The organism is Pseudomonas sp. FW305-28, assembly GCF_017351395.1.
GTDB classification, from domain to species: Bacteria; Pseudomonadota; Gammaproteobacteria; order Pseudomonadales; family Pseudomonadaceae; genus Aquipseudomonas; species Aquipseudomonas fluorescens_AA.
This window is the reverse complement of record NZ_JACNDD010000164.1, coordinates 1-13,899: the sequence shown is the minus strand read 5'-3', so window position 1 is coordinate 13,899 and position 13,899 is coordinate 1. Positions and strand designations below refer to the sequence as shown.

Annotated in this window: 5 protein-coding genes; 1 reads left to right on the top strand and 4 read right to left on the bottom strand. The window is 63.9% G+C overall.

Annotation, left to right across the window (positions count from 1 at the left end; all coding sequences use genetic code 11):
• From J4E53_RS26310 to J4E53_RS26300, 3 genes are all read right to left on the bottom strand, one after another.
• On the bottom strand, positions 1–728 hold a 728-nt coding region (locus J4E53_RS26310), incomplete at its 3' end, for a DUF2063 domain-containing protein (RefSeq protein ID WP_207268218.1).
• A complete protein-coding gene (locus J4E53_RS26305; protein ID WP_060742029.1) occupies positions 721–1,566 on the bottom strand; it encodes a DUF692 domain-containing protein in 846 nt (281 codons plus the stop codon). The genes J4E53_RS26310 and J4E53_RS26305, both read right to left, overlap by 8 nt.
• Before the next feature lie 129 nt (positions 1,567–1,695).
• Positions 1,696–2,082: an EF-hand domain-containing protein gene (locus tag J4E53_RS26300; RefSeq protein WP_053119671.1), complete on the bottom strand. Its 387-nt coding sequence runs from the start codon at positions 2,080–2,082 to the stop codon at positions 1,696–1,698.
• A 340-nt stretch (positions 2,083–2,422) separates the two neighbouring features.
• Here J4E53_RS26300 and J4E53_RS26295 point away from each other — a divergent pair, with 340 nt between their 5' ends.
• Complete coding sequence (locus tag J4E53_RS26295; RefSeq protein WP_103310716.1) at positions 2,423–4,996, top strand: EAL domain-containing protein; 2,574 nt, start codon at positions 2,423–2,425, stop codon at positions 4,994–4,996.
• Positions 4,997–5,190: 194 nt separating this feature from the next.
• On the opposite strand, the gene J4E53_RS26290 is transcribed toward J4E53_RS26295, so the two are convergent.
• On the bottom strand, positions 5,191–13,899 hold an 8,709-nt coding region (locus J4E53_RS26290), incomplete at its 5' end, for a filamentous haemagglutinin family protein (protein WP_207268217.1).

Genomic DNA, 13,899 nt, shown 5'->3' with positions numbered 1-13,899 from the left:
CCTTGCTCCTGCATCCGCCGCAACAGCGCCACGGCGCTGTCCATGAACTCGAACGAAGCCACCCCCGCCTCCTGCGCCAACGCCAGCAACTGCCCTCGCCCCGCCAACCCGGGATATTCCTCGATGCGCTGCAAAAGGCGCCAGGCCAACGGGCTGAGTTCGGCAAAGCGCACCTCAAACCCAGGCGTGCGCCGCACCAGCAACAGCGTCGGCTGGGCCGGTGGCGTCGAGGGCTGGTAGCCCGGGGCCAGGCGATGCACCGGCCACTGGTACGCCAGCGGCCAGGCCAGGGGCGAGACACGCAGCGGCAGATCGAGCAAGGCGGCCTCATCATGACTCGACAACGGCTCGGCCTCGGATTGCAGCAGCGCCATCTCGACCCACTCATAGTGCGCCAGCTCCGCCACGAACGGCGGCCAGTCCGGCGATGGATGGGCCGCGAGGTAGGTCACGAACTCCTCGGCGATTTTACCGAACATGGGCGTGACGCAGCGGTGTTCGCGCAGGAACCGGCGCACACACGCACGCCATTGCTCCTGCCCCAGCACGCTCACCAGCACCGGAAAAGTGCCGCTGAGCAGCGAACGCATGTTCTCGAAGATCAGGTCGCGGTACACCTGCACCCGCGCCGCATCCATGCCGGCCGGAACCGGGCAGTGTTCCGGGTCGCGCAGGTAACGGGTCAGCGCCTGTTGCTGCTGGTGCAGCGTCTGCCGGGCCTCAGCCATGGCTCACCGCCTGCCGGGGGACGGCCGGGTATTGCAACTGGCGAATCGTCTGCAATTCGGCCACCAGCGCGGCATAGGGCGGGAAGTTGAAGTCCCGTTCGAGCAAGGTCGGCCGCACGCCGAAACGCCCGTAGGCCTGGGCCAGCAACGCCCAGACCAGCGGTTTGACCGGTGCGCCATGGCTGTCGATTTTCAACGTGTCGGACTCATCGTAATGCCCGGCCACATGCATCGCGACCACCCGCTCCGGCTCGAGGCCCGCCAGGAATGCCTGGGGATCGAAACCGTGATTGATCGAGTTGACGTAGACGTTGTTGACGTCCAGCAACAGGTCGCAATCGGCTTCGCGCAACACCGCCCGGGTGAATTCCAGCTCGCTCATGTCTTGTCGGGGGGCGGCGTAATAGGAGACGTTTTCCACCGCCAGGCGCCGCCCCAGCACATCCTGGGCCTGACGGATCCGCGCCGCCACGTGATGCACCGCTTCTTCGGTAAAGGGCAGCGGCAACAGGTCATACAGATGCCCGTCATCGCCGCAGTAGCTCAAGTGCTCGCTGTAAAGCGGCACGTTGAAACGCTCGAGAAACCCGCGGACCTGGCCGAGAAACGCCAGGTCCAGCGGCGCCGGCCCACCCAGGGACAACGACAGGCCATGGCACGTCAACGGATAACGTTCGGCCAGCGAATGCAAGGCGGCCCCATGGGGGCCGCCGATTCCGATCCAGTTTTCCGGGGCCACTTCGAGAAAATCGAAATCCCCGGCCGGTGCCTGGCGCAGCTCATCGAGCAAGGCCCGACGCAGGCCGAGGCCTGCCGAGGGTTGAGGTAAATTCAACATGACACATCTCTCCTGGGGGAAACGAGATGTGGAGAGCCTCATGGAACGAACACCCACCCCACGATGGAAACCCAACACCCGTGGCGAGGGAGCGGGCATCAACCCATCAGGCTCACCACCCGGGGCGAATCAGGACTCGATAGCCGCCCCGCACTTGCCTTCGCCACATTTGCCTTCCGCGGTCTTCGCCTGGGCCGACAGGTATTGCTTGGCTTCCGGCAACGAGATGCCGCCGTCGTGGTTGGCGTCGATCTTGTCGAACTCCGCCGCGCGCTCCGGTGCAGCGGCGATGAACTCGTCCCGCGACACCTGGCCATCGTGGTTTTTATCGGTCTTGGCGAACTTGTCTTCGCCGCACTTGCCTTCGGCGGGCTTCTTCACGGTATCGGCTGCCGCCAAGGTGTAGCCCTGGGCCAGGTCGTTCATGGTCAAGGCCGAAGCCGCCGTGGAGAGACCCAGGCCGCCGACCAGGGCCAGGCCGAGTGCAAGGGACGAATTGCGAGAGAAGTTGAGCATGGGGTATTCCTCTGACGATTGACGATTAAGGCGCCAGTCATCCGCACCGAGGCTCGGTGTCGGCTGGCTGGCGTAGTTAATCGCCGGTGTGTATCCGGCCTGTGTCGCCGGCCTGGGCCTTCGTCAAGCGGGTGTATCCGGGCCTGTCCTGTACACACTGCGATACATACCCGTCCCAACGGGATGTCGCCCTCAAGTGGGCATCACGCTTGAAGGCCCGCACATGACGAAGACAACGCAGCCCGTCGGCCCCTTCGTTAACACGACTCAGTAAATCAGCCCATCCGCCGATACAAGACAGGTGCGGGTGAAATCGCTTTTTGGCTGATGACTTATCTTTATGATTGAAAATGCTGGCAACGACTCGACTGTCCTTTCCCCGGGCTCGCCAACCCGTAGCTTCACCCGTCGCACTTTTCCGGCCATCATGCTCCTGCTGTTTGTCATGTCCGCATTGGCGATCGCCGTGTTGCTCAACATCACCGGTACCCAGGACCGACGCGCCCGTGAGCAGAGCCTGTTTTTCGCCCAACGGGCCATCGAGGGGATCCGCACCGGCATCGGCCGGGACCTGAGCGACTATTCCAAATGGAGCGACGCCTACCGGCACCTGCACGTCAAGGTCGACAAGGAATGGGCCTATGACCAGGAAAACGTCGGCAGCAGCGTGTATTCGCTCTACGGTTACCAGGCGGTGTTTGTCATTTCCCCGACCGGCAAGACCGTCTATTCGGTGATCGATGGCCAAATGAGCGACGTCGATGCCGATACCTGGCTGACCGGCGATCTGCGCGCCCTGTGGAACAAAGCCAGCACCGAGGAAAATCACGACGAAGTGGTCGTCGAGATGCTGCATCACGAAGATGCCCCTGCATTCGTCGCCGTGTCCGCCATCACCACCGGCACGGACAACAGCGTGGCGCAAATTCCCGGCCCGCCCAGCCTGATGCTCTTCGTCAAGGTCCTGGACCCCGGAGCCCTGAAAAACCTGGCGCGGGACTTCGCCCTGCCCGATGCCCATATCGCCAGGACACCAGGCCCAGCCGATACCGCCCAACTGCTGCTCGACAACCTGACCCTGGAGGCCCTGGCCTGGCGACCCCAAACCCCGGGGCAGGATCTGCGCAAGGGGCTGCTGCCTTTGCTGGCCCTGGCGCTACTGGCGCTGGGAATCCTGGCGCTGGCCGTCCTGCGCCATGCCTTGGTGATGCTTCGCGCCCAGGAAAGCCAATACGCCAGCCTGCTGGCCCACCGCAAGGCACTGGAACGCAGTGAAGAACGTTTCCGCGACATTGCCGAAGTCTCATCCGACTGGTTGTGGGAGGTCGATTCGACCGGGACGCTGACCTACCTGTCGGAGCGCTTCGAACAAGTGACCGGGTTCAGCCCCACCGAATGGCTGGGCAAGCCCCTGCAACGGCTGCTTCATCCCCATGGCGGCTCGATCTCGATTGCCCAATGGCTGCTCGGCGGCGCCAACAGCCTCTCTTCGGCGCCGCTGCTGTGCGAGTACACCGCACGCAACCAGCGCATCCGCACCTGCAAACTGTCGGTACGGGCCATCGAGGCCGGCACCCTGGGTTTTCGCGGCACCGCCACCGACATCACCGACGAGCTGCGGGCGCTGGCCCAGATCAAGCACCTTTCCTTGCATGATCCGCTGACCGGGCTGGCCAACCGCAACCGCTTGTTCGATTGCCTGCGCGAACACCTGGACCGACCTGATCGCCCGCCTCTGGCGCTGCTGAACCTGGACATGGACCGGTTCAAGCCGGTCAACGACTCCCTGGGCCATGCCGTGGGCGATAAAGTGCTCAGGGAAGTGGCGCATATCCTCCAGCAAAACGTCCGTGACACCGATCTGGTGGCGCGCCTGGGCGGTGATGAATTTGTCATTGTCATGCCCGACCCCGGCGACGCCGACGATCTCGATCAACTGTGTGAACGGCTGATCGATTGCATGCAACGGCCCATGCACCTGGACGGCAATACGCTGTACCTGGGAGTGAGCATCGGCGTTGCCTGGGCGCAGCCCGGTGACGAACGCGCCGATGAACTGTTGCGCCACGCCGATATCGCCTTGTATGCGGCCAAGGCAGGAGGCCGCAACACCTGGCGCGTGTATGTGGAAGCCATGGGCAACCTGGCCCGCGACCGACGGCGATACGAGCAGCAACTGCGCGACGCCATGCAGCGGGACCAACTGGAACTGCGCTACTTGCCTCGCTTCGATGTGAGCGCCGAGCAACTGCACGGTTTCGAAGCCCAGACCTTTTGGCACCATCCCGAAAAAGGTGAACTGGGTGGGGCCGACTTCATACCGGTGGCCGAAACCTCGGGCCAACTGGAAGAGCTGGGTACCTGGATGTTGATCAATGTCTGTGAAGAGGCCGCGACCTGGCCGAGCGCCGTCAATGTCTCCATCGCGGTTTCACCCCGGTGGTTCAACAGCAGCTTCCTGCTCGACCAGGTGCAAGAGGCCCTCCAAGCGAGTGGCCTGGCGCCTCACCGGCTGACCCTGGAAGTGGCCGAAGGGGTCCTGCTGGCCGACCACAAGACCGTCGCCAGCACCCTCCATGCGCTCAAGGACCTCGGCGTGCGGATCAACATCGACAAATTCGGCACCAGCATCGCCTCCCTGCGCGAGGTGCTGGACCAGCCGTTCGATGGCATCCGCTTCGATCGCAACATCCTGTCGCAGCTGGGCCTGGAGGACGACAAGGAAGGCGTCCTGGCGATGATCCGGTTGAGCCGCAGCGTAGGGCTTATGGTCACCGCCGAGGGCATCGAAAACGCCCGGCAATTCAGCCAACTGCGCAACGTGGCCTGCGACCATGTCCAGGGCCCGTACTTCGGCGCGGCACTGGCCCGCTCGGAAATGGCCTCGTTCTTCACCACGCCGCGGTGGCTGTAACCCACGTCCCACCGCTATCGCGAGCAAGCTCGCTCCCACAATGAGACCTGCGGTGCATGCAAAGCTCCTAAACCCCTAGCTCCCACAATGGGCGCTGTGGTGCAGGCAAAGCTCATGGACACCCCAGATCCCTGTGGGAGCGAGCTTGCTCGCGATGACGCCAGCACAGCCCACCTCACTGCAAGCTCAATCCCCTACAAACTCAACCGCCCCCGCTCCTCCTCGGTCAGCCGCTGGCGGTTCTGCTCGTCCAAAGGCCCCGCGCCCAGTACCTGCACCGGGCTGGCCGGGTCGTAGGCGCGAGGCGCGTCGCGGTTGGCGCCATCGCGTGACGGGGCCAGTTGCTCGGAGCCAAAACTCACCACCTGCACCGTAAACACCGACGCCTGGTTCTGCCGCGCCGCGTTCTGTTGCTGACGGGCCACGTCTTCAGCCGCCTGCGTCGCCGAAGACGCCGCCGAACTGGCCGAGGTGATGGCCCCGGTGTTCACCGAGGCCGCCAGCGGCACGCCGGAGGATTTGCCCTGGGTCTGGATGTTGGCTGCGTTCACCACAGTCAACGCCGCGATGTTGACGTTGCCCGACACCCGGATCCCCGCCTCGCCCGCATCGATGGTGCCCAACGGCGCGATCAGGTCGATATCCCCCGGCGCCACTTCGGCAATGGGGTTGAGGGTGGCGATACCGGCCCCGGTGCTCGGCACCGAAGGCGACAGCGTCACGTTGCCCCAGGTGTCATACAAACGCTTGGGCGGCGTGTACACCACGGTGGTCTTCGAACCCCGGCCGGCGTTGATATCGCCCTGGGCCGACCAGCCGAGGATCGAGCCGCCAAAGGTGGTCATGATCCGGCTCTGCCCCAGCAGGATGCTGTTCTGCGCATACAACTGGATATCGCCCTCGCCCTGGGTAATGACCCCGGCGGTGGACGGCGGTGCGTTACCCTCGATGCCGAACGTCTGCCCGCCACCCGGGGTGAGCATCTGGATACTGCCACCAAAATCGGTGTGCACCCCCGCCCCGCCGAACATCGTGATGTCGCCCTTGTAGGTGATCGCATTGCCCGCCACATCCTTGCTTGGGAACAACAAGTCGATAGCCTCCCGGCCTCGCAGGTAGCTGCCCTGGCGCACGCCGCCCACTTCGTTGTACTCACGACCACCGGCCTTGAGCTCGGCGAAGTACACATCCCGGGCAAACACCCGCTGCTGCTCGGCCGGCAACGCCGCGAAGTAGCTGCGGGCCTGTTCGCTGTCACCGCTGAAGCCGAAGCGCTTCTCCAGCCAATCCACCAATTCGGTTTCATAGGTCTTGGCGACCTTGCCGTCCTGGTTCGCCAGCGGCACACCGGCCAAGGCCTGGTTCGCCGGGTCCAGGTAGGCCTTGACGAAGCGCTCGTAATCCGCGCCGTTGAGACCCGCGCCGGCTTGCAGCACCAGGCTCGCGCCAGGGCGCGAATCCCCCGGCACCACGGCGCCGAGGCTGGTGATGCTGACCTTGTCGTCCATCAGGATGTTGCGCCCGGCGGTGATTTCCAGCAGGCCGGGACCGGCGACGTTGAAGTTGCTGTAGAGGATGTCGCGCCCGGCGGAGACGATGGAGATGTCGGTGGGGTTGTTGTGGATGAAGAGGTTGCCGGTGCTGGTGTACTCCCCCGTGACCGACTCACCGCCCCTGCCGCCACTCAGCGGGGTGCCGCTGCTGACGATGTCCCGTCCGGCCATCATCCACACCGACCCGGTTCCTTCGTAATAGGTCTGGCCGAATCGGCTGTCACTCGGGGTGGTGAACGTCATCGCCCGCCCGCTATTGACGGCCAGCAAGTCGCCCTTGAGCGCATAGAAACGGGCAGGATCGGTGTTGGTCGCCCATTCGTCGGCAGCGCTGCTGCTGTCAAAAGCAAACAACGGCAATGTATTCGCGCCTATGGAGACACTATTGGCATCGGCAGAGAGGTTACTGACCACCACACTTCCATTGACAAGCCCCATGAAAGCCGGCCGCAGCGGGGTGGCCATGGCCGCAGACGAGGCCCCGGAACGACTGACCGTCAGGTCGCCGCCATAGATGGAGTCGCCGGCCAGGAACTGCAGCTCGCTGTTGATACCGGGTGCGAGTAGCAGCGCCCGGCGATAACTGCCATCGTAGCCTGCGGTACCAAAAACCTTGGCCTGGCCATAATAAAGACTGCCACTGGCGGCCACAGCCCGCAGGATGGAGGGATAGACCACCGACAGGTCGGTCTCGATTTCTGACACCAGGGGCGTCATATTGCCCCCCGACGACCAAAGGTCCACTGCCGTATTGGCCGTCCACAGCGTAAACCAGCTCACACCCGCCCCATTGATCTCGCCATTCTTGAAGGGCGAAACGCTCATTATCGGCGCTCTCCCCGGGTCTACGACCTCCTGCACCACCAGGTCGCCCAGGGTCGAAAGATTGAACGTGGCGTCGCCTGGCATCAGGGTCAAGCCACCGGTTGCCTGGCCGCGTGTGGAGCGGAAGGAATCGTAAGCCCGCGTTTCCCCCGGGGACTGGTCCGTGCCCTGATTACCGTAGCGCAGGTCGATTCGCCCGATCGCGCTGCTGTCGAGCTGCGCATGCCCACGCAGATTGATCACTGCGCCACTGAGACGCCCGTCCGTGAGCCGGCTATCGGAATTCAGAACGCCCCCCACCCGCAGCCTCAGGTCACCACCGCCGGTCAATTGCAGGCTGCCATCAGCGCCCACACGTCCGGTGCTGCCCACCGCCAACAGCAGCCCCTGGCTACGAGGGCTGATGTTTGAGTTGAAGTCGCCACCGGCGAGCCGGTTCAACACGCCCGCGTCACCCTTCACCTGTACATCCAGATCACCGCCACCCAAAGTTCCGAACCCGGTGAAGGCGGCCATTTGATCAGCGCCACCCGATACCGTCGACGCGGTATAACTACCGAAGTTGATCCACCAGGCGGTCGGCTGGCTGCTCACTGAATCACCATTGCCCTGGCGCCAGAGCCAATTGCCCACATTGGCCGAGTCCTGGCCAATGTCGGCGGGATTCGGTCGTCCGTTCGGGGTTGCTGCAGGCGCGGTCAGGTTACCGCTGAGGTCGCCGCCGACCTTGAGCAACAGATTACCGCCCGCGTCCGGATACCAGGCGCGATAGAGACTTTCAGTGCCGCCATCGACCAGCTTTTCGTTGCTGCCATCCTCGTCGTTGAGCACCTTGCCGTTGGCGCCCAGGGCCTTGGGCTGGTTGTAGGGATCGCCCGGGAACGTTGGTGCTGACGAGGTGCCGGCGGTGTAGATGCCGAACAACGAATCCATGCGCAGGCTGCCACCGCTAAGCAGTTCCAGGTCCCCGGTACCGGTGCGGATGACGCTCGGACGGACACTGCCGGCAACCGCTTCATACTCCACGTCTGCGGGGGCACAGACGCTCGGCGCCGCGTCGCAGAGTGACTGAACCGAATCGAACTGGAAAAACTGCGCAGCAGCCTGACTGATCAGCTCGCCGGCCTTGACCTCAAAGCCGGAACCTGCCAATTCCTCCTCCGCGGCCTTGGTCCATCTGTAAGAAGCTTGAAGCGCGCAAATACCGGCGAAATCCGCACAGAAGGCGTCAACCGAGTCGTAGCCAAAATTGCTCACGATGTCCAGGTCAACGGTTTGGCCTAGCTCTACCGTGAACCCCGCGCCCGCCAGCTCATCGACCCCTTGTTGAGTCCACCGATAGGTGCCCTTGGCCGGCACGGATTTGCCAAACATGCCGTAGTGACTATCGGCAAGACGCAAGTCGCCTTGTACCGGATCGGGCTGGACGATCCGGCTGTCCGCCGCCGTCGTATCGGCCCCGGCCACCAACCGCAACGACCAGGATTGCGAACCCTCGGCGAGCATCGGCGCGACGGCCCACATCCGCCCCTGGCTGCCAGCGACTTCCGGACGTAGCTGGATCGACTCGACGCCATCCGGCAACTTCACATCGGTGCCCGAGGGGATCAGCGAACCACGGTTCAGCGCCAGGCTGCCGTCCAGCCTGAGGATATTGCTCTGGACATTGCCCGCGTTGGCCACATTGGGCAGCGCCACGCCCTTGGGCCAGGTGAAACCGAGCAATGCGGCGGCGCCGCTCAACACGCTGCCAGCGCCCAACTGCGAGCCGGCTTCGAGGGTCTGGGCCCGGCTCAGCAAAGTGCCCGCGGCAAACAGCAGGTTGCCGGAGGCGTCGTGCACCGCCGCCGCCAATACCGTGCCGGCCGGCAGTTCCAAGGGTTGTTCCAGGATCGCCGCCACTGGCAACCGGGTGCCGGCCGCCAGGGTCACGTTTTTGATGGGTAAGTCGTAGTTGAGCGTGGTTCCCGCCGGGAACGCCGTACCGTCGGCCAGGGTCACGCCGGCACCGGGGACAACGATGTCGCCACCGGTGAAATCGATGCCGGGCAGCAACACCCAGCCTTTGTCATCCTGAGTGGCGGGCGGCGGAGCGAATCCGTCGTTGATGCTGCCGTAGATACTCAGGTCGCCCCCGGCGCGCAGGGTCAGCGCGCCGGCCTCGCCGGAACCGTACACGGCGGTTTGCCGGGTGTGCGGGTTGACACTGGCGTAGCGATAACCGGACAGGTCCAGGTCCCCCTGCACCACCAGGTCACCGTCGGCCGTCGCACTGACGATCTCGACGCCGGGCCGTAGGTGGAACGCATCGACATAACGGGCGTTGTTCAGACCAGCGAGTTTGCGTTGCATCAAATCGCTGTTGGCCAGCGCCGCGTTGATGAAGGCGAGGCTGTCCTGATGCTTGCCATCCAGGTAGGCCTGGTCGATGACCTGATAAGGACGGCCACTGGCCGCCGGATCGCTGCCAAAGGCGGCGTCGTTGTATTGCCACATACCATTGACGGCGATGGACCGTGCGCCCTGGATATCCAGGTTGCCGCTGGCGTCGATGGCAATGTCACCGTGGGTGGCATCCGGGCCGGCGCGCCGGGCATTGAGCTCCAGGGTGCCGCGAGCGCGACCATCATGCTGCCCCGCAGGCGCCGCGGTGCCATGGCGCAAATCGATGCGCGCACCATCGGCCAATGTCAGCACGCCGCCCCGGGAGGTCAGGTCGACCATGGCGCGGTTCGGTGAGTCGATGATCTTGCCGTAGCTGTCCACCCGCAGGCGATTGCCGTGGGCATCGAGCACCGCGTTGCTGCCCAGGGTCAGAGAGCGCCCGGCGGCGAGCCGGATGCTGCCGACCCGTTCGCCGCTGGCGTCTACCTTGCCATTGACCAACAGGTTTCCGTTGTCGACCGATACACTGATGGTCGAGGCCTTGAGTTCGTTGCCGATCACCAGGTCGCCCTGCTTGAGCTGGAAGCCACGGGAGCCGTAGACCTGCCCATCGTTCAAGCGTTGGTTCAACGCCGCGAACTGCTCGCTGAGGCTGCCGCTGGCGCCCAGGCGCTGGGCCTGGATTTCCACGCCGCCGGCCTGGTACGGCATGGTGGTGCCGCCGGCGTCGTATTCGCCACTGCTGCTGCCGAGGATTTGTCCTTGCAGGTCGACCAGCCCGGCCGCCTCGTCCAACGCCACCGCACTGAGCCGGCCAGCCTGATTATTGCGAGCCGAGAGGTCGATGCTTGAACCATCCGCCTGGCGGATGTTGCCGTTGCGGCTTTGCAGGATCACCTCGCCACCGGCGCTGTAGCGCGTGACATCGTTGAAGGTGACTGCGCGCCCAGCCACGTCGATCAGCGCTCCATCGGCGAGGGTCAGGTCATCCGTTGCGCTGAGGGTGAGCTTGCCGCTGGGCAGCACCACGGCACTGGCCAGGTTGAGGCTCTGCCCCTTGAGGGATAACTCACCCCCAAGCCCGGAGACAGCGCCCGGCTTAGCGGTCGTGCCTGCCACATTGACCGCCCCACCTACGGTGATGCGGTTGACCGAACCGGCCTCACCGGTGAGCAACGGGGTAAGGATATTCAGATTGCCGCCGCTGTAGGCGTAGCCTGTTTTCGCGTCATAGGCGCCTTGGCTTTGATACACCGCCAGGCTGCCCTTGTGGTTGGCGGTCAAGCGTTCGCTGGCGCTGAGGTTGACGTTGGCGAATCCCAGCGCCAGGCGATCCAGGGTGGTGATCGAGCTGGGCTGGGCGAAGGCACCGTAACCGAACTCGATCCGTTGGGCCTGGATGTCCAGGCGACCGGCGCCGGTGCCCGCCCCACCAGCAATCACCGAACCCGGCGCGCCGACGGCACCGTTCCAGATCAGGTTGGCGGTACGGATAGTCGCCACGTCATTGGCGTTGCCGGCGCCATAGATGGCCGGGGTGCTGAGCATCAGGTTGCTCAGGCGCGATTTGCCGGTGACCGGGTCATACGTGTCGAGGCTGACGGTTGCGTAGAAGTTCAACGCCTCGCGGGCCGACAGCTCTAGGGTTTCCAGGGCCGGTGCGCCATATTCGGTGTCGCCACGCAACAGGCGATCAAGCACGGTCTGGCTCAGGGTCAGCCCCGCTGGCAAGACCTGGCGCATCGCCGCATCGCTGAGTGCCTGGGCGGTGCCGACGTTGATATTACTCAGGGCCAGGGTCAGGTGACGGGTGCCGTAGCGCACTTGGTCGCTCAGGGCCACGCTGCCGCCCGAAGCAGCGACGATACTGCCCTCGGAATGAATCCGTGTGACGCCACTGCACGCTATCAGGCTGCAACCGCCGATGTTGATGGAGCCGTTGGAACCCGACTCGGGCGCAAGCACATTGAGCAAACCGTTGGAGGCAGCCAGCATGCTGTAGTTGAGCGATTTCCCGCTCAGGTTATAGATAAAACCATCACGGGCGTCATAGGCGGCCTTGCCCCGGCCAATGGTATTGATGGCGGCGCCTTGCTCCACCAGCACTTCCCCGCCACTGGAGAGAAGGAATACTTCGGGAGCTGCCAAGGTCGCGCCTTCGCGCAAGATCACGCTGCTCGACACCTTCTGCGGGCTGATGTAATTGCCGCCTTGTCCATAGATCACTGAAAACTGGCCACCGATCACTTGGCGCGAGGCATTCAACGCATTCAGGCTCTCGGCATTGAGGGTCACGCCTTCGAAGCCGGCCGTCGCCCCACTTCCCTCGGCTACCACCTCCAACGCCTTATTCGCGATAGCAGTCACAGCGACAGTACCACCATACCCCCCCGTTTGAGGCGCGAACTTGCCGATGCCCTTGAAGGAAAACGCCTGATCTCCCGCGCCAGGCGACAGGCTTAACTTCAAGGTCTTGGCATCGACCGGCAAGACGGCCCGAGGCACGCCCAGGCGAGCGGCATCGGCCACGGCAAACTGGGCGTAGCTGGTTTCGTTATATTGCGAGTAGCGACGCAGCACATCCCCCGACGTCAGGATGACCTGGCTGGGCAAACTGTCGCGCTGTCCGGTATTGGCGACCGAGAGCACGCCAGCGGTGGTCCAGGAGCCGTTGCGCATCTGTTGCGCGCCCGTTGTGAGGCCTTGCCCCGCCAGGCCGTTGACCTCGACTCGGAACGCTCCTGGCATCAACGCATACGTGGACGGCATCAGGGTATAGGTACCGGCGGCGAGCCCTGGCACACCGGCGCCAATGGTAATTTGCTGGCCTACTCGCGGATCCACCGCACCGCCTTCGGGGGCGACCGGCGCATACTGGCTCTGATTGCCCGGCACGATAGCGTAGACCGGATTGCTGGACAGCCCTGGCAGGGTGAAGCCGCCGTTCGCGCCAATTTGTACCAACGGGTTGAAGCGTGCGTCGGTGGAACCGCCACGGCCGGAGATGAAACCAGCACCGAGCAAGTCACCGCCACCCGACAGGTCGAGTACCGAGCCTTCCTGGCCCTCCACCGACTTGCCGCCCAGAATCACGCCGATATTAATGTCGCCGTTTTCGGAAGGAACCGCGCCTTGCCCCAGCAGCACAACCTTCTTGCCGGCATACTGGTAACTCTGACCATCGACAGTGCCGCCATACGGCATGACCAGACCCAGGCCACTGACCGAGGTCAAGCTGCCCGGCAACAGGTTGATCCGATCGGTGATGGCTTCCCCGGGACCACCATTGGTGCCGATTTCAATCAAACCCAGCGGTGCCCGTACCACCCCGCCCTGTTCAATCCTTGCGCTACCCAATTGCAAGCGCCCGAATGCCGAGTAAGGCACCTGGGACGTGGTTTGGGTCGTTCGCCCGATGACCAGGCTGCGCAAAGGATCATATTGCGGCGTTCCCTCCGCGGTCATGCTCCAACCCGCCAAAACCCGGGCGCCAACGCCCGTCGCTGGATACAGCTGAGCGGCTTGCAACATCATGTCCGAAGGCGTCAGGAGTTGGGTGGTAAAGCCTGTAGGCAATCCATCGTTCGAGAACCCGGCCAGGAATCGCACATCCCCCCGACTGCTTAACTGAACCCGGTCAAAACCGGCGCGCTCCAACTCGACCGTGCTGCCGTCGGCCTGTCGCACGGTACCCTTGCTACTGAAGGTCACGTTACCCTGCACATCCAGCAGGTCTGCGTTGACAGAAAACACGGCCTTGTTCGTCTGCAACGATACGCCGCCATCGACCACCGGTCGGACGTAGTTATCCCTGTTTGGAAGGTTGGCCGCGGGGCCCGACAGCAGTACATGGGAAGCATTGAGTTGAGCCCGGGTATTTGGCGCGGCTGCACGGGTTACAAAACTGCGGGCATACAGGCTCAGGCTTTGGCCAAGGGACAACGACACGTCGCCATCGATGCTCAACAGCCCGTTGCTCAACAGCGCCAGGCTGTCGAAGCCACCCGACTGGACCTGATCCACACCCAATCGGCCGTGACCGTAGACCAGTGAATCCGCCGAGGTTTCGGCCGTGTCGCCCGGCAGGGTCGCTTGGGCGTTTTGCCCGAGCACCAGCTCACGCACTTGCAACACCCGGTC

Bases quoted from the DNA above. Each gene is read 5' to 3' on its own strand.
- J4E53_RS26305 (WP_060742029.1), bottom strand. From the start codon at position 1,566: ATGTTGAATTTACCTCAACCCTCGGCAGGCCTCGGCCTGCGTCGGGCC.
- J4E53_RS26300 (WP_053119671.1), bottom strand. From the start codon at position 2,082: ATGCTCAACTTCTCTCGCAATTCGTCCCTTGCACTCGGCCTGGCCCTG.
- J4E53_RS26295 (WP_103310716.1), top strand. From the start codon at position 2,423: ATGATTGAAAATGCTGGCAACGACTCGACTGTCCTTTCCCCGGGCTCG.